19 protein-coding genes are annotated in these 15,100 nt (G+C 72.0%); 12 read left to right on the top strand and 7 right to left on the bottom strand.

Going from position 1 to position 15,100, the window contains the following annotated elements; all coding sequences use genetic code 11:
- The first annotated feature begins 89 nt into the window (after positions 1-89).
- Entirely contained in the window at positions 90-1,163 is a 1,074-nt protein-coding gene (locus Cco03nite_RS02810; RefSeq protein WP_203688329.1) for a glycoside hydrolase family 19 protein, read from the top strand.
- A 35-nt stretch (positions 1,164-1,198) separates the two neighbouring features.
- On the opposite strand, the gene Cco03nite_RS02805 is transcribed toward Cco03nite_RS02810, so the two are convergent.
- Entirely contained in the window at positions 1,199-1,807 is a 609-nt protein-coding gene (locus Cco03nite_RS02805) for a dihydrofolate reductase family protein (RefSeq protein WP_203688328.1), read from the bottom strand.
- Positions 1,808-2,288: 481 nt separating this feature from the next.
- Between Cco03nite_RS02805 and Cco03nite_RS02800 the strand changes: the two genes are divergently transcribed.
- Positions 2,289-2,579, top strand: coding sequence for a hypothetical protein (locus Cco03nite_RS02800; protein WP_203688327.1), 291 nt, complete (start codon positions 2,289-2,291; stop codon positions 2,577-2,579).
- A 23-nt stretch (positions 2,580-2,602) separates the two neighbouring features.
- Here the strand turns inward: Cco03nite_RS02800 and Cco03nite_RS02795 are convergent, their stop codons facing one another.
- Positions 2,603-3,250: an SIMPL domain-containing protein gene (locus tag Cco03nite_RS02795; RefSeq protein WP_203688326.1), complete on the bottom strand. Its 648-nt coding sequence runs from the start codon at positions 3,248-3,250 to the stop codon at positions 2,603-2,605.
- Between the two features lie 77 nt (positions 3,251-3,327).
- Positions 3,328-4,209, bottom strand: coding sequence for a LysR family transcriptional regulator ArgP (locus Cco03nite_RS02790; RefSeq protein WP_203688484.1), 882 nt, complete (start codon positions 4,207-4,209; stop codon positions 3,328-3,330).
- Positions 4,210-4,286: 77 nt separating this feature from the next.
- Here Cco03nite_RS02790 and Cco03nite_RS02785 point away from each other — a divergent pair, with 77 nt between their 5' ends.
- Positions 4,287-4,883, top strand: a complete 597-nt coding sequence (locus Cco03nite_RS02785; protein ID WP_203688325.1) for a LysE/ArgO family amino acid transporter — start codon at positions 4,287-4,289, stop codon at positions 4,881-4,883.
- 16 nt (positions 4,884-4,899) lie between these two features.
- Here Cco03nite_RS02785 and Cco03nite_RS02780 read toward each other — a convergent pair whose 3' ends face one another.
- Positions 4,900-5,691: a sterol desaturase family protein gene (locus tag Cco03nite_RS02780; protein WP_203688324.1), complete on the bottom strand. Its 792-nt coding sequence runs from the start codon at positions 5,689-5,691 to the stop codon at positions 4,900-4,902.
- Between the two features lie 115 nt (positions 5,692-5,806).
- Between Cco03nite_RS02780 and Cco03nite_RS02775 the strand changes: the two genes are divergently transcribed.
- From Cco03nite_RS02775 to Cco03nite_RS02735, 9 genes are all read left to right on the top strand, one after another.
- Positions 5,807-6,199 carry a DNA-binding protein gene (locus Cco03nite_RS02775; RefSeq protein WP_203688323.1) on the top strand — a complete coding sequence of 131 codons (393 nt, stop codon included), beginning with the start codon at positions 5,807-5,809 and terminating at the stop codon, positions 6,197-6,199.
- Positions 6,196-6,537 (top strand): PEP-utilizing enzyme, encoded by a 342-nt coding sequence (locus tag Cco03nite_RS02770; protein ID WP_239167063.1) that lies wholly within the window; start codon positions 6,196-6,198, stop codon positions 6,535-6,537. The genes Cco03nite_RS02775 and Cco03nite_RS02770 overlap by 4 nt, the downstream gene beginning before the upstream one ends.
- Positions 6,534-7,133 (top strand): transcriptional regulator, encoded by a 600-nt coding sequence (locus tag Cco03nite_RS02765; RefSeq protein WP_203688321.1) that lies wholly within the window; start codon positions 6,534-6,536, stop codon positions 7,131-7,133. Before Cco03nite_RS02770 ends, Cco03nite_RS02765 begins: the two co-directional genes overlap by 4 nt.
- A gap of 9 nt (positions 7,134-7,142) precedes the next feature.
- Positions 7,143-7,565, top strand: coding sequence for a hypothetical protein (locus tag Cco03nite_RS02760; protein WP_203688320.1), 423 nt, complete (start codon positions 7,143-7,145; stop codon positions 7,563-7,565).
- A 53-nt stretch (positions 7,566-7,618) separates the two neighbouring features.
- Positions 7,619-8,485 carry a hypothetical protein gene (locus Cco03nite_RS02755; protein ID WP_203688319.1) on the top strand — a complete coding sequence of 289 codons (867 nt, stop codon included), beginning with the start codon at positions 7,619-7,621 and terminating at the stop codon, positions 8,483-8,485.
- Positions 8,486-8,681: 196 nt separating this feature from the next.
- A complete protein-coding gene (locus Cco03nite_RS02750; RefSeq protein WP_239167062.1) occupies positions 8,682-8,990 on the top strand; it encodes a hypothetical protein in 309 nt (102 codons plus the stop codon).
- Between the two features lies 1 nt (position 8,991).
- Positions 8,992-9,393, top strand: a complete 402-nt coding sequence (locus Cco03nite_RS02745) for an STAS domain-containing protein (RefSeq protein ID WP_203688317.1) — start codon at positions 8,992-8,994, stop codon at positions 9,391-9,393.
- Between the two features lie 113 nt (positions 9,394-9,506).
- Positions 9,507-9,713: a hypothetical protein gene (locus tag Cco03nite_RS02740; RefSeq protein WP_203688316.1), complete on the top strand. Its 207-nt coding sequence runs from the start codon at positions 9,507-9,509 to the stop codon at positions 9,711-9,713.
- On the top strand, positions 9,706-10,923 hold the full coding sequence (locus Cco03nite_RS02735) for a cupin domain-containing protein (RefSeq protein ID WP_203688315.1): 1,218 nt from the start codon (positions 9,706-9,708) through the stop codon (positions 10,921-10,923). The genes Cco03nite_RS02740 and Cco03nite_RS02735 overlap by 8 nt, the downstream gene beginning before the upstream one ends.
- On the opposite strand, the gene Cco03nite_RS02730 is transcribed toward Cco03nite_RS02735, so the two are convergent.
- The 3 genes from Cco03nite_RS02730 to Cco03nite_RS02720 form a co-directional block, all read right to left on the bottom strand.
- Positions 10,867-11,856, bottom strand: a complete 990-nt coding sequence (locus tag Cco03nite_RS02730) for a hypothetical protein (RefSeq protein ID WP_239167082.1) — start codon at positions 11,854-11,856, stop codon at positions 10,867-10,869. The genes Cco03nite_RS02735 and Cco03nite_RS02730 overlap by 57 nt on opposite strands.
- A 484-nt stretch (positions 11,857-12,340) precedes the next feature.
- A complete protein-coding gene (locus tag Cco03nite_RS02725) occupies positions 12,341-13,459 on the bottom strand; it encodes a DNA glycosylase AlkZ-like family protein (protein WP_203688314.1) in 1,119 nt (372 codons plus the stop codon).
- A gap of 9 nt (positions 13,460-13,468) precedes the next feature.
- Complete coding sequence (locus Cco03nite_RS02720) at positions 13,469-15,091, bottom strand: acyltransferase (protein ID WP_239167061.1); 1,623 nt, start codon at positions 15,089-15,091, stop codon at positions 13,469-13,471.
- Positions 15,092-15,100: the final 9 nt, after the last annotated feature.

Genomic DNA, 15,100 nt, shown 5'->3' with positions numbered 1-15,100 from the left:
AAGCTTTATTTATTGATACTCTTCGTCGCGAGCGCTCGCCCCCAGGTCCCGCACGAGCCGCCGGCGCTGCGCCGCGGAGAGGAGTCCCCATGCCACGACAACGTTCCCTGGCGCTGGCCGGAGTGCTGGCGGTCGTCGCCGCGCTCGCCGTCATCCTGCCCTCGTCGTCCGCGTCCGCCGCGAACTGCGTGGCCGCGTGGCAGTCGTCGTCCGTCTACACCGGAGGCATGACCGCCTCGCACAACGGCCGCAACTGGCTGGCCCGCTGGTGGACCCAGAACGAGACGCCCGGCGTCGCCGAGGTCTGGTCCGACCAGGGCACCTGCACCGGCGGCACCACGCCCCCGCCCGGCGGCACGTGCAGCCACCCCAACTGGGCCGCGGGCACCTGGTACACCACCGGCAGCATCGTGCGCTACACCAACGGGCTGTACTACATCGCCGAGCACGACAACCCGGGCTACGACCCGACGATCAGCACCTGGTACTGGGACCCGTACACCTGCAGCGGCACGCCCCCGTCGACCCCGCCGACCAGCCCGGGCGGCTTCGTCGTCTCCGAGGCGGCCTTCAACCAGATGTTCCCGGGCCGCAACTCCTTCTACACCTACCAGGGCCTGGTCGCCGCGCTGAGCGCCTTCCCGTCGTTCGCCACCACCGGCAGCGACACCGTGCGCCGCCAGGAGGCCGCCGCGTTCCTGGCCAACGTCAGCCACGAGACCGGCGGCTTGGTCCACATCGTGGAGCAGAACACGGCCAACTACCCGCACTACTGCGACGCGGGCCAGCCCTACGGCTGCCCGGCCGGGCAGGCCGCCTACTACGGCCGCGGCCCGATCCAGCTGAGCTGGAACTTCAACTACAAGGCCGCCGGCGACGCGCTCGGCCTGCCGCTGCTGACCAACCCGTGGCTGGTGCAGCAGGACGCGTCGGTCGCCTGGCGCACCGGCCTGTGGTACTGGATGACCCAGAACGGACCCGGCACGATGACCGCGCACAACGCCATGGTCAACGGCGCGGGCTTCGGCGAGACGATCCGCAGCATCAACGGTTCCATCGAGTGCAACGGCGGCAACCCGGCCCAGGTCCAGAGCCGGGTCACCAAGTACCAGCAGTTCGTGGGGATCCTCGGCACCACCGCCGGTGCCAACCTGTACTGCTGAGCGCAGCGGGCGGCGCCTCGTCGGGGCGCCGCCCGTCAGCCGTCCCGGCGCTCGTAGTGCAGCAGGACGACCCCGCTGCCGAAGGTGCGGGTGCGCTTGAGGCGCAGGTCGTGCCGGTGGTCCGCAGGCTGGAACAGCGGGCGGCCCCGGCCCAGCACGACCGGGTGCACGTAGAGCCGGATCTCGTCGACGAGGTCCTGTTCGAGGAACGCCGCCCCGAGCGCGGCCCCGCCGAGCGCGACGTCCCCGCCGACCTGCTCGGCGATCTTGCGAATCTCGTCCGGCACAACCTCCCGCAGCACGGTGGTGTTCCAGCCGGCCTGGTCAAGGGTCCGGGAGAAGACGTACTTCGGCATGTCGCGCCAGATCCCCGCGAACTCCGCCATCGGCCCCGCGCTGCCCGGGTCCTGGTCCGCGGTCGGCCAGTAGTCGGCCATCAGCTGGTAGGTGACGCGGCCGTCGAAGAACGCGCCCATCGGGGCGAGCAGCGCGTTGAAGTGGTAGTGCAGCTCCTCGTCGATCAGGTGCCAGTCGAGCCCGCCGTCCGGATCGGCGAAGAAGCCGTCGACGGACACCGACATCATCATCACGATCTTGCCCATGGCGGCCTCCTCGCCGTCGTCGCCCACCATCCTAGAGTCCACGTCCGACGCCGCCCTGGTCGAACGGCCCGTGCTGCGACAGCCTCGGCGTGGACGCCCTCGACGCCGTTCACGCGCGGGCGGGACCATCCTGGGGCGCCGCTCGTTCCGGCATCGGCCCATGTCAAGACGGCCAGTAGCGCCCAACGGCCGGCATGATCACCCCGAGCAGCAGGAATCCACCGCAGAGCCAGCGCGCGTGCGCCGGCCAAGGGAAAAACTCACGCAGCGGCCCACGAACGTTTCCGTGAAGGCCCAAGCCTTCGCGATATTCGCGAATGCGGCGAACCGCCCCGCGTGCGGCCGGGTAGCCGAAGATCGATCATGTCGATCCTTCGGGCACCCCTGCGTGGGTCTACAGCACCTCCACCACCCGGACAACAGCCACGACCACGAGTGCGAGTCCGCAGGTGCTCGCTCCCAGCCCCCGTGGTCATGTGGAGCACCCGGTCAACGACCTTGACACGTCGCGCACACTCGGCGGATGGGTGTCGACGTCGCAGCGCTCGTGATCGTGCTGGGTGAGGTGCGGGAACGGCTAGCCCGACCGGACAACGACTTCTCGTGGTCATCCTTCATGGACGCCGACGCCGCGCTCGCCGAGATCGACGGACTGATCGTCCGCGTTCGGGCCGAAGGCTCGGTGCCGTTCGCGCTGTCGGTGCTGTTCGCCCCGACCGGCCCGATCCAGGAGGTGGCGCTGTCCAGCGGCTGGGGCGACGAGTTCCTCGCCCTCGCCGACCGCTTCGACGACGCGTCAGCCGGAGACCACTGATCGGGCCGATCCGCGCGCGGGTGTCACGGCGCGATGGCGAAGCCCAGGATCACCGCGGCGGAGACGACCACGTGGCCGGGTGCCAGTGACTCGTCCGCCGCGTCGGCCGCCGCGCCATGGCCGCGGTAGCGCTCCTGCCCCGGCGCTTCCGGGTCCACGTCCTCCAGGTGCATCAGCGGACCGACCTGCACGCCTGCCGCCGCGGCGTATCGCGCCGCCTTCGCGCGTGCCGCCTCGACCGCCTGCTCCCTGGCCTCGTCACGCAGCTGCTTCTTGGCGCTGACGTCGAACTCGACCGCGTCGATCTCGGAGGCCCCGGCGCCCACCAGGTCGACGAGCAGCGCCTGCACCGAGTCGAGGTTCGGGGACGACACCGAGAACGAGGCCTGGCAGCGGTAGCCCTCGAAGCGCTTCTTGCCGCCGTTCCAGTCCCACTCGCTCTTGAGGTCGAGGCGCGAGCTGTCGACTGCCGAGTCCGGCACACCGTAGCGGCGCAACACCTCCCGGATCGCACGTACCTCCTCATTGATCAGTATGAAAGCCGCCTGCGGGTCCTTCTCCACCCGCACAGCCCGCAGCCTGATGCGCACCAGGTCCGGCGCCTTCTTCACACTGGCCGCGCCGTAAACGCTGATGCCCCACGGGTGCTTAATCATCTGCTTGTCCGACATCGTTCTCCTGGAGGGGAAGGAGCTTGGAGGATGCACCAGCATACGGTCGCCGGGCGACGGCGGCCGTCCTGTGGACGTCAGCGCAGGGCGGTGGCGGCGGCCGCCTGGACGGCCGTGGTGAGCGCGGTGAGGACGGCCGACTCCAGCCGCCAGTGCTGCCAATACAGCGGCACGTTCAGCAGGCCGCCCGGCACCAGTTCGCGGTAGCGGTCCTCGGCCAGGTCCGCGTCGGCGACCAGGTCGGGCACCATGCCCCAGCCCAGGCCGAGCCGGATGGCCTCGTCGAACGCGGTCACCGACGGCACGTAGTGGATCGGCGGGTCCAGGTCGCGGCGGGTGAGCGTACGCAGGAACCGGTGCTGCAGCCGGTCCTTGCGGTTGAGCACGACCATCGGCGCGTCCGCGAGCGCCGCCGGGGTGACCCCGTCGGCGAACCACGTGCCGAACATCGCCGGCGCGGCGACAGCCCGGTATCGCATAGCGCCGAGCCGCTGCGACCGGCAACCCTGCACGGGCACGTTCTGCGCGGTTACCGCCGCCATCACGGCGCCGCTGCGCAGCAGTTCGGCGGTGTGCTCCTGGTCGTCGGTGTAAATGTCGAACAGCAGTCGCAGCTCGGCCGGCACCGCGGCCAGCGCGGGCATGAACCAGGTGGCCAGGGAGTCGGCGTTGACGACGATGGCGGCCCTGGTCCAGTCGCCGCCGCGGCCGCCCCGGGCGGTGGCGAGCGCCTCGCGCTCCAGCAGCGCGATCTGCCCGGCCAGCCGCAGCAGCGGCTCCCCGGCTTCGGTGGCCTGGCACGGCTTGGACCGGCGCACGAGGACCTGCCCGGCGGCCTGCTCCAGCGCCTTGATCCGCTGGCTGACCGCGGACGGGGTCACGTTGAGCACCCGCGCGGCGGCGTCGAAGCTGCCCTCGCGTACGACGGCGGCGAACGTCTCCAGCTGTGCCGAGTCCAGGCTCACATAAGCGATGCTAATGCTTCGTAAGAAACATTAGCTGGAGTGAGGACGGCACCGGCCGTACCGTCGGAAACATGATCACCTCTCTGCTCGCCGGGTTCACATCCTCGCTGGCGCTGATCGTCGCGATCGGCGGCCAGAACGCCTTCGTGCTGCGCCAGGGGCTGCGCCGCGAGCACGTGCTGCCGGTCGTGGTGACCTGCGCGGCCGCCGACGCGCTGCTGATCGCCGCCGGGGTCGGCGGGCTCGGTTCGCTGGTCGCCGACCGTCCCGGCCTGCTCGTGGCGATCCGGTGGGGCGGGGCCGCGTTCCTGCTCGGGTACGCCGTGCTGGCGGCCCGGCGCGCGCTGCGGCCCGGCCGCCTCGACCCACGGGACGGGGCCGCCACGCCGCTGCGGGCCACACTGCTGACCTGCCTGGCGTTCACGTTCCTCAACCCGCACGTGTACCTCGACACCGTGCTGCTGCTCGGCGGCCTCGCCGTACGCGACCCGAGCCGGTGGCTGTTCGCCGCCGGAGCGGCCGCGGCCAGCGTCGTCTGGTTCGCCGCGCTCGGCACGGGCGCGCGCCGCCTGGCGCCGGTGCTGGCCAGGCCGATCACGTGGCGGGTGCTGGACGGGGTGATCGCGGCGACGATGACCCTCATCGCGGCCGGGCTGGTGTTCTCCTGACCATGGAACCGCGCGGCTACGAAAGGCGCGGTGCCGGCTCGGCTGCCGAGGCGAGCGCCGGCAGTTGGGCGTGGCCGGTCCGGCAGCGGTCGTAGTCGTCGTCCAGGGTCCGGAACAACCGGTCCCACAGCGTCGTGTAGAAGCCGAGGTTACGGGCCGGGTTGAGGTGGTGCATGGTGTGCATGGTCGGCGTGGCCACGATCGCGAAGAAGCGGGAACGACGCCAGCGCGCCGGCAGCGGCTCCACGCCGAGGTGTCCGAACACGCCGAAGACCAGGTTCACCACGGTGTAGCCCACCAGCGCCCACACGCTGAACGGCGCCGCGGCGAGCACCAGCAGCCACAGCGCCCCGAAGGCGACCACCTCGCCCGGGTGCAGGGCGAACAGGGTGATGGGCCGGGCGTCGACGAACCGGTGGTGCAGCCGGTGCCCGAGCGGGTAGAGCCGCGGCCGGTGGGCCAGGGCATGGCCCACATACGACGCGAAGTCCATGATGAGCAGCAGCGCCAGCAGGTCGACGGCGATCCACCAGGTCGTGTCGAGGTCGAGCCGGATCACACCGAGGATCCACAGTTTCCAGCCGGCGAGCGTGACCCCGGTGTTGAGCATGACCGCACCGGCGGCCAGCCACAGCTGCAGCGGCTCGGCCCGTCCTGTGTCGGGCAGCAGCCGCGCCGCGCCGGCCAGCCGCAGCACGGCCGTACCGAGCCCGACCCCGGCCAGCAGGATCAGCACGTTCTCGGCGAGGAACAGCAACGCCGCCGCCCACATCGGCAGGTCTCGAACGTACGCGGCGAGCTCATGCATGCCTGGAGAATACGAGCCGCGGGCGTGTTGCGTGTTCCCGCTGTGCCTCACCGATCGGGCAGCACCATTTCAACAGGTTGTTGACAAACACTCTGTTGAAGGCGAAGCTGGCCGAGTGAGTCGATCATCAGCTGACCAGGCCGATGCCGAGGCCGAGAGCCGGGCCCGGCATCGGCTCACCGCTCGCGGCGGGCAGGACCTTCCCCGGCTGCCCTGGCTGGCTGCCGGGCAGCCGCACGACGCCGTCACGCTGGTCCGCCAGGCGCTGTGGCGCGTGGGCACCGACCGCGGCGCGCTCGAACTGCCCGAGGACCTGCTGGCCGCGATCACGCTGCTGTCCGCGGCCCGCAGCGAGCTGGACCAGCTGGAGGCCGGAGTGCTGTTCACCGCCCGCGCCGAGGGGCTGACGTGGGCACAGATCGCCGAAGCGCTCGGCCTGCGCAGCGCCCAGGCGGCCCAGCAGCGCCACGAGCGGGTGCTGACCCGGCTCGGCGAGGACGGCTCGTGACCGCCGTGGAGCCCGGCGGGGTCACCGGCGTGCCCGCCAGCCCCGGCCGGACGGTGGGACCGGCGAGGCTGGTGCGCTCCGTCGACGACTTCGGCCGCCTGCGGCCCGGCGACGTGCTCGTCTGCCGGACCACCGACCCGGCCTGGACACCCCTGTTCCACCTCGCCGCCGCCATCGTCACCGAGACCGGCGGGCTGCTCAGTCACGCCGCGATCGTCGCCCGCGAGTGCCGCATCCCCGCCGTCGTCGGCGCCGCCGAGGCTTTGTCGCTGCTGGAGGACGGGGCACCGGTCGTCGTCGACGGCTCCCTCGGCACCGTCACCGGGGCGACGCGTTGACGGCCCGTACGTCGCCCGCCGGCCTCCTGGTGCTGCATGCCGTACGGCTCAAGGGGTTCGCCCGGACCGACGCCGTGGCCGCCCGGTTCGGTCTCGACGCCGCGCAGACCCATGAGGAACTGCTCGACGCCGAGGCGTACGGGCGGGTCACCCGCGCCTCGTTCGCCGGGCTGACCGGCTGGTCGCTCACCGAGGCCGGCCGCCGCCGCAACGAGGCCGAACTGCGCGAGGAGCTCGACGCCCACGACGCCCGCGACGCCGTCGCCGCGATGCACGACGACTTCCTCCCGCTCAACTCGCAGGCGACCCGGACGTTCACGGCCTGGCAGCTCGAATCCATGGACAGCCCCGCGAAGGCGGTGCCCGGTGACCTGATCGGGCAGCTCGCCGGGCTCGCGCAACGGCTGCACCCGCTCGAACGGCGGCTGACCGAGCGGCTGACCCGGTTCGGCGGATACCACCGCCGGTTCGCCGAGGCGCTGGCGCACGCCTCCGACGATCCGGCCTGGGTCACCGGCATGGAGGTCGACTCGTGCCACCGCGTCTGGTTCGAGCTGCACGAGGACCTCGTCGCGTCGCTGGGCATCTCCCGATAGTCTTCCGGCGTGGACTTCCTGGAGCTGCGCGCCATCGTGCCCGGCCCGCGCCTGTTCTTCGACGGCGTCGACCCCACGGCCGGCCGGCCCGTACGGACAACCGTCTACAGCGGACACCTCTGCCTGGCCCGACGTGCGGGTTTCCGTGGCGCGGTGCGCCTGGAGGACCTCCAGGAGTTCGCGGTGTTCCTGCCCGACAGCCTGCCGTACCCGCAGCCGCCGTCGAGGCTGTCGGTGGAGCTGAGCGTGCGCCGGTTCCGCAGCACGGGCAACATCGGCGCGGTGCACGTCGGCGCGTGCGACGAACGCATCGAGGTCGCCGACGACCCGCGCGGAGGCGAGCACCGCTGGCTGCGGCTGGCGTTCCGGACGCCGATCTACTCCCACGACCAGGTCGAGATCAACTACCGGGTGACCGCCCAGTCGGATTGATCGAGCGGTCGGGCGATTGACTGTTAGGATTGCTTACCGTTTAACTCAGTTCCATGCGTCGATTCCTTCGCGGCCTGGCCGCGCTATGCCTGCTGGGCTCCGTCCTCATGCTGCCGAGCCCGGCTCACGCGGCGGCCGGCCAGTACACCTTCAACACCGGCACCATGGCCGCGGGCAGTTCCAAGACCTGGTACTGGAACAACGCCGGCACCGGCAACGCCTACCAGATCGGCCTGTCGCCGCAGGGCGCGACCGCCGCCTCGACCTGCGAATTCGAGGTCGTCCGCGACTGGTACGCGCAGCGCCTCAACAGCGGCATCAGCGAGATCGAATACTGGTTCACCGTCAAGAACGTCGGCGCCATCACCTGCAACGCCGACATCACGCTCGCCTGGAACAGCACCAGCGGCACCACGCCGACCATGTCCGCCGCCCCCGGTGAACCGGCCGGCACCTGGTACTACTACGACGCCGCGCCCGCGACCACCGCCATCTCCGTCGCGCTGATCCCCAGCGGCGCCACCGCGGCCAGCCCCTGCCAGTACGAAGTGGAGCAGATCCAGGTCAGCGCCAACGAGGACGAACGCCGCCACGGAATCAGGGTCACCAACGTCGGCGCCATCACCTGCCAGGTCACTTTGCGGGTCACCCCGCTCGCCTCCACCGCCTCCTGGTCCACCGGCACGATGACGCCGATGAGCAGCAAGACCTGGCGCTGGAACAACGCCAACCCGCTCACCGCCGCGCACGTGGTGACCCTGAGCCCGAACCAGGACATCCGCTACTTCAGCATCGAGCGCACGTGGTACCTGCAGCGCATCAACACCGACGGCAGCGCCGAGCGCGAGTTCTGGTTGACCGTCAAGCACTACAACTCCCCCGCCGGCTCCACGGCCCAGGTGCTGCTGGCACGCGCCTGAGCAAGCCCGATACGCCTCCGGCTCCGCACCGCCCGTATGCGGCGATGCGGAGCCGGCCGCCGATCACGGGCGTCTCGATACGCACAAGTCGTTGCCGCCCAACAGCTTCACCGATGACCGACCCGAAGTCCGATGATCATCTCATCTTGCGGTGATCGTAGGTTCGTGCGAATCTCGTCAGGTGAGTACGCGTAGGGTGACCGCTGATGTGAAGACCGTGCTGGCAGCGGTTCCGGACCCGCTCGTCGCCGCCGGCAGCGACGCGGTGCTGTCGGCGCTGGCGGACGCGCACGCACGGCGGATGCGGGCCGAGGAGGAGATCCGCCTGCTGCTGGCCTACGGTCGCCAGTTCGTGTATCCACACCCGTACACGCTGGGCGAGCTGGCTTCGGCGGCGGGGATGTCGGTTTCGGGTGTGCGCACGGCGTACGGGCCGCAGGACGTCGCCAAGGTCGCGGCGGCGACCGGGCTGGAGCCGGTGCCCTCAGAGGTGGAGGAGAGTTGACGTGGGTGCCGCCGACGTCGACCTGCACGGCGACGACCCGGGCGAAGCGCTCGTGGCCGTGTCCGGCGAGATCGATCTGACGGTCCGTGACGAACTGCTGGACTCCCTGTCCGCGACGATCGGCGAGCCGGGCGTCAGGAAGGTCGTCGTCGACCTCTCCCAGGTCGCGTTCATGGATTCGACCGGGCTGCACGTCCTGCTGACCGCCCGGGAGCGGGCGCACGGTTCGGGTGTCGGCTTCCGTGTCGTCGGAGCCACCGGCCTGGTCCGCCGGGTGCTGGCGGTCACCGGCGTGCTGGAACTGCTGACCGGGGAGGTCCCCGACCTCGACGAACCGGTGGCACCATGGACGCCCGCCGACGACCCGTCACCGCCGGACCTGCCGCGAGCCACAGCACGGTGAGCAGCACACGACTGTGACCTCCCGCCGCGGCGCGGCGGCATCGGCCGAAGTTTAGGCCGGCCGGGATCTGGAGAAGATCACGCTGTGAGCAGCACAGCACCGGGAGGAACGGCATGAGCATCAACGACGACGACCTGACGACCACGGGCACACCCGGCACCGAAGGTCCGGCCGACGCCGGAGCGGGCCGGCAGGCCGACCCGAACGAGCACGACGGCGGAGCCGACGGCGGCGCAGACGTGGAGGGTCCGCTCGACGCCGGCGCCGACGACGCGGTCGACTCGGCCGAGGACGACGGCGGAGCCGACAGCGGTGCCTGATCTGCTCGACGGCGGCGCAGCTCCCGACCCCGACAGGTCGGCGCTGCGCCGCTGCGTGGGCGACCCGGCCGAGTTCGAGCGCACGCACTGGGGGCGGCAGCCGCTGCTGCGCCGGACCGGCCGCCACGACGATCTGCTGGACCTGGCCGCCGTCGACGAACTGCTGAGCGAACGCGGCCTGCGCACCCCGTTCCTGCGTATCGCCAAGGCCGGCAGCGTGGTGCCCGCCAAGTCCTTCACCGGTGGGGCAGGACTGGGCGCCGAGGTGTCCGACCAGATCCGGGACGACAGGGTGCTCGAACAGCTGGCCGCCGGCGCCACCCTGATCTTTCAGGGGCTGCACCGGGTCTGGCCGCCGCTGCAGTCGTTCTGCCTCGACCTGTCCCGCGAGCTGGGCTGCGCGGTGCAGGCCAACGCCTATCTGACCCCCGCCGGGAACCAGGGCTTCGCCACCCACTACGACACCCACGACGTGTTCGTGCTGCAGGTTGCCGGTGTCAAACGCTGGCAGGTGCACGAGCCGGTGCACCCGGACCCGCTGGAGCGCCAGCCCTGGGGCGGCCGCGCCGACGAGGTCGCGGCCTCGGCCACCGGGGCCCCGTACCTCGACCACGTGCTGGAAGAGGGTGAGCTGCTGTATCTCCCGCGCGGCTGGCTGCACGCCGCGGCAGCGGTGGACCGCACCAGCCTGCACCTCACCCTCGGGCTGCGCCGGCCGACCCGCTACAGCATCGTCGAGGCGCTGCTCGGCCTCGCCGCCGAAGATCCGCAGTTGCGGGCCGGGCTGCCCATCGGCCTGGACTTGTCCGACCCGGTCGCGCTCGCCCCGCACCTGTCCGCCACCGTGTCGGCGCTACAGGACGCGGTCGCGAAGGCCGACGCCGACGATGTCGCGCGCCGGCTGCGGCCCGGGCAGTGGACCGCGCACCGGCCGGGTCCGATCCGCCCCGTGGCGCAGGCCGCGTTCGCCGACGCGCTCACCGCCGACAGCCGGGTGCGCCCCCGCCCCGGCCTGCGCCTGGCCATCGGGCAGGGCCGTATCGAGCTGGACGACCGTACGGTCGGCTACCCGGCCGAGTGCGATCCGGCCGTGAAGGCGCTGCTGTCCGGGGCCGCGGTCCGCGTCGGCGACCTGCCCGGCCTCGACGAGCAGTCACAACTCGTGCTGGTACGCCGGCTGCTGCGCGAAGCCGTCGTGGTGCCCGCCTGACGCAACCCGGCGAGCGTCACGCGGGGAGTTCACGACCACCAGCACGACTGCCGCCACGACGAGCATCGCCAGCCCCACGAAGGCCAGTGATGTCTGCCCGTCGGGGTGGACCACCGACTGCCCTCGCGCGGCCTGCCAGGTGAGCACGGCGAACACACCCGTGTAGCCGAGGGCGGCGACGCCCGTGAGCCGGGCGCGGACCCGCTCGTCGCGCAGCCGGCCGTGGCGAGCCGCGAGCAGGCCCAGGACGGCCGCGACGAGCAGCAGGACCTGGATGCCGTGCAGCCCGACGAAGTGCGGCACGCGCAGGTCGCCGCCGGTCGTGCTCCAGTGGGTGACGGCCATGCCGTTGCCGTCGGGGTCGCCGATGCCGTGGCCGCCGGTCATGGCCACCGGGTGGCCGTTGGCGTCGGCGATCGTACGCGGTCCGGCGGAGTTGCTGAGCCAGACGGCCACGACCATGCCGGCGACGGCGAGCCCCAGCCCTGCCCGCAGCGCGATCGTCAGCGCGCGGTCGCCGGTGCGCTGGATCAGCACCAGGACCGCGATGACCAGCGTGGTCAGCAGAAGCGGCAGGACGCCGAAGTCGAACACCGTGCGCACGGTCCGGGCGACCGGCTCGGCGTTGGCGTTGAAGTGGCTGACGGTGCCGTGGGCGGCGGCGTAGACGACGGCGCCGACGTCGAGCAGCCCGGCGACCGCGAAGACGGCGCCCAGCCACCAGGCGAGCCGCCGGCCCCTGCGCAGCCTGCTGATCAGCCAGGCCAGGGTCAGGCCGTACACGCCCATGGCGAAGCCGAACTTCAGCGGCTTGAGCCACACCGATTCGCCCAGCAGCAGGCGGTCGTCGGCGAACACGCCGACGGCGCTCGCCAGGGCCAGGGCGAACATGGCAGCGGCGTTGGCGGTCAGCGGGCGGTGCCAGCCGCGCATCGCACCGACGGCCGAGGTGAGGATGCTCCTGGAATGTTCCACGTCACGAGCCTTGTGGAACCGGCCGCACCGAACCATGCGGCCGACCCCCGGGTCTGCGCGGGGGCTAACCCCACGCCACGCGGGCAACGCGCGTATCAATGGGCCCACCGGTCACTCCTGTGCCGTCAACAGGGGGCGGTCACGGGCTCCGTAAGGACACTCACCGTAGAGCTGTGACTACATTGCGTGAAAAAATCTTGGCCGCACCCTGGACGACCGCAGGTCAGGCGGCATAACGTTTGCACCAGTGGCGCGACGCTCGATGAAGGCCCCAGGGTCCCAGCGGGCCGGCCCGGCCGGGAATCCGTTTCCGGTTGGTGGCGCCGAGCGAAGTGCACAGGGGGATGGGTGAACAGATGCCGTTGGGGGACGGCGTTCACCCGGACAGTGAAAGGCCGGCGGTCGCTAACGGGGGTGAGCGACCGCCGGCCGCTGTCTGCCGTCAGTCACCCGGCAGATCCAGGTTCAGCCGCAACCAGGCCGCCAGGTCCGCGATCTCCCGGTCGACCGCCGCCGTCATCGCCTTCGTGAACGGCACATCCCGGTGGACCGCGTCCACCCGCAGCACCCCGGCCCGCCGGTCGGCGGTGGCGTCGAGCTTGCCGACCAGCCGGTCGCCGTACAGGATCGGCATCGCCCAGTAGCCCCACCGGCGCTTGGCGGCGGGCTTGTACATCTCCAGCTGGTACTCGAACTCGAACAGCTCGGCCATGCGCTTGCGGTCGAACACCAGCCGGTCCAGCGGCGACAGCAGCACGGCCCGGCCCGCCAGGGGCCGCTCCCGGACCGCCGCCAGCTGCGCCGGATCGACCCGCCAGCGGCCCCGCAGACCCTCGACCACCGCGGGCTCACCGGCCTCGGCGACGTCGACCGGCTCGGCGGGCTGCTGCGCGCCGCGGGCACGGGCGACCCCCAGCGCACGCAGCCGCCGCTGCGCCCGGATCCGCGCGGCCTCACCGGCCGGGACCACCTCATCGTCGGGGAAGATGCGCTCGGCCAGGTCCCACAGGCGCTCGCGGCCGTCGCGCCCCGCCACCGCGACCTCGCCGCGCGCCTCCATCAGCTCCAGCATCTTGAGCACGTTGCGGTCGTTGCTCCAGCCGCTCGACGGCCACCGCAGCTCGCACGTGTCCGGCAGCTCCCGCGCCGGCAGCGGGCCGTCGGAGCGCAGCCGCCGCATGATGTCCAGCCGGCAGCCCCGGTTGGCCTCGACCCAGTCGCGCCGGTACTCCTGCCAGTCCAGCAGCTCGCCGCGGCCGGGCCAGTCGGCCATGTCCGCGCGGAACAGCGCCAGGTCCTCCGCGGGCCGGATCATCCCCTGCAACTCCAGCAGGGCCTGGTCGCCCACCGCGGCCTCCAGATCGGCGGGCCGGTACGCCGAGCCGAGCCGCGACCACAGCACCAGGTCCGCGTTCGGCGCGACGGCCGCGGTCTGGTCCGCCTGCAGCAGCGTCAGCTGCCGTACGACGTCGAGCAGTGATTGCGGCCGGGGCCGGTCGAGCAGCTGGGCGCGTACGGCGACGGCGCGGGCCTCGGCGCGGGTGAGCTCGTGGATCCGCACCCGCCGAGCCTAGGCCACGGCACCGACACCGCTCCCGCGCTCCAGGTCGGGCGCGGCTTCGGGCCGGTGGACCCCGCGCGGGCGGTAGCCCAGGGCTCCGCTCTCCCCCAGCACGTCCGCGAGCAACCAGATGATCGCCAGCCACATCTCCGTGCCCTGGAGGCCGGGCACGTGTTCGGTGCCGGTGGTGGGCGCCGGGCTGAAGGCGAACCCCGCGTCGGGGTGCCAGCGGGTGAGCGTCGCGGCGAGCCGGTCGCGCGCCCAGGCCTGCACCTCGGCCCGCCGGTGCCGGGTCTGCCGCCCGCACAGCCACAGCGGGTGGATCACGTCGAGCACGTCGCAGGCGGTGCCGCGGCCGTCGCCGAAGAACCGGTCGTCGCGGGCATGGGCCAGCACCGTGTCGATCGTCTGCTCCGGACGCGGCACCGGCAGCCCGAACTGCGCGAACGTGCCCCGGGTCAGCCGGTAGTAGCCGTTGACCGGCTGCCGCCGGCCCTCCTGCGCGCTCGGACCGCCCCACAGCCCGGAGAACGCGTCCTGCCGGGTCAGCAGCCAGCCGAACAGCGTCTCGACCGGCTCCCGCGGGTCGCACAGCCGGCGGTTCCAGTGCAGGCCGGTGGCGAGGATGTCCACCCAGGCTCCAGCGCTCCAGGCCTGCCGCGCCCACGGCAGGCCGTCCAGTTCCGCCACGAGCCGGGCCGGGTCCATACGCACGGCTTCGACCGGGTGCGGCAGGCGCGCGCCGAGCAGGTCAAGGGCATACCCGACGGACAGCACGTGGTACGCCGAGCCGCTGTCCAGCCTCAGCGGGCGTGTCTCGCCCAGCTCGGGGACGAGTCCGGTGGCCGGGTCCTGCAGCGCGGTGAGCCGGCGGACCAGATCGTCCCGGCCGAGCTGCGGCGGTGGCGCGTTCAGCAGCAGGTCGGCGATCTCGACCGCGTCGCAGACCGCGCGCACGGTGGGCGCGGCAGCGGGCTGGTCGGTGAACGTGTCGCCCGTCCAGCAGCGGTCCAGCAGCCGCGATGCCTGCTCCCGGGCCTGTGCCGCGAAGTCGGTCAGCTTCGCCGCCAGACTGTCGGGACGGGCCTGGTCCCGCCGGTCGCGGATGCGGCGGGCCGGGTTGCCGACCATCACCGACCAGGCGGGGACGTCCTTGGTGACGACCGCGCCCGCGCCGATGATGCTGTGCGCGCCGATGGTGACGCCGTCGAGGACGATCGCGTTCGAGCCGATCCACACGTCGTCGCCGACGACGATGCCCTTGGCCACGATGGGCTGCTGGTATACGGGCGCGTCGGGTTCGGCGGAGTGGTTGAAGCCGACCAGGGAGGCGTGCGCGCCGATGCGCACCCCGGAGCCGAGGCGCACCGGGCCGCGTACGACCGCGTACGGGTTCAGGCTGGTGTTGTCGCCGAGCTGGACCTCTCCGGTGAGGTAGACGTGCGCGGCGAGGTAGGAGTGCGCGCCGACCGTCAGATCGGCCTGATGGATGGCGGCGAGCGGGGACACGAAGGACCTGTCGCCCGCGGACCGCAGCCCGGCCAGGCCGCGCTGGAAGGCCAGTTGCGCGTCGCGTTCGTCCTGGGTGGCGTCGTCGGCGAACAGCCACGGGCAGAAGTCGAACTCGCTCATGGCGGAGAT

It is taken from the genome of Catellatospora coxensis (assembly GCF_016862635.1).
Lineage (GTDB): Bacteria > Actinomycetota > Actinomycetes > Mycobacteriales > Micromonosporaceae > Catellatospora > Catellatospora coxensis.
This window is presented reverse-complemented; position numbering and strand designations above follow the sequence as displayed.

What these genes read in the sequence shown, in the direction of transcription:
- Cco03nite_RS02795 (WP_203688326.1), bottom strand. Translation starts at nt 3,250, where the DNA reads ATGTCGGACAAGCAGATGATTAAGCACCCGTGGGGCATCAGCGTTTAC.
- Cco03nite_RS02785 (WP_203688325.1), top strand. Translation starts at nt 4,287, where the DNA reads ATGATCACCTCTCTGCTCGCCGGGTTCACATCCTCGCTGGCGCTGATC.
- Cco03nite_RS02800 (WP_203688327.1), top strand. Translation starts at nt 2,289, where the DNA reads ATGGGTGTCGACGTCGCAGCGCTCGTGATCGTGCTGGGTGAGGTGCGG.
- Cco03nite_RS02780 (WP_203688324.1), bottom strand. Translation starts at nt 5,691, where the DNA reads ATGCATGAGCTCGCCGCGTACGTTCGAGACCTGCCGATGTGGGCGGCG.
- Cco03nite_RS02755 (WP_203688319.1), top strand. Translation starts at nt 7,619, where the DNA reads ATGCGTCGATTCCTTCGCGGCCTGGCCGCGCTATGCCTGCTGGGCTCC.
- Cco03nite_RS02810 (WP_203688329.1), top strand. Translation starts at nt 90, where the DNA reads ATGCCACGACAACGTTCCCTGGCGCTGGCCGGAGTGCTGGCGGTCGTC.
- Cco03nite_RS02730 (WP_239167082.1), bottom strand. Translation starts at nt 11,856, where the DNA reads ATGCGCGGCTGGCACCGCCCGCTGACCGCCAACGCCGCTGCCATGTTC.
- Cco03nite_RS02740 (WP_203688316.1), top strand. Translation starts at nt 9,507, where the DNA reads ATGAGCATCAACGACGACGACCTGACGACCACGGGCACACCCGGCACC.
- Cco03nite_RS02720 (WP_239167061.1), bottom strand. Translation starts at nt 15,091, where the DNA reads ATGAGCGAGTTCGACTTCTGCCCGTGGCTGTTCGCCGACGACGCCACC.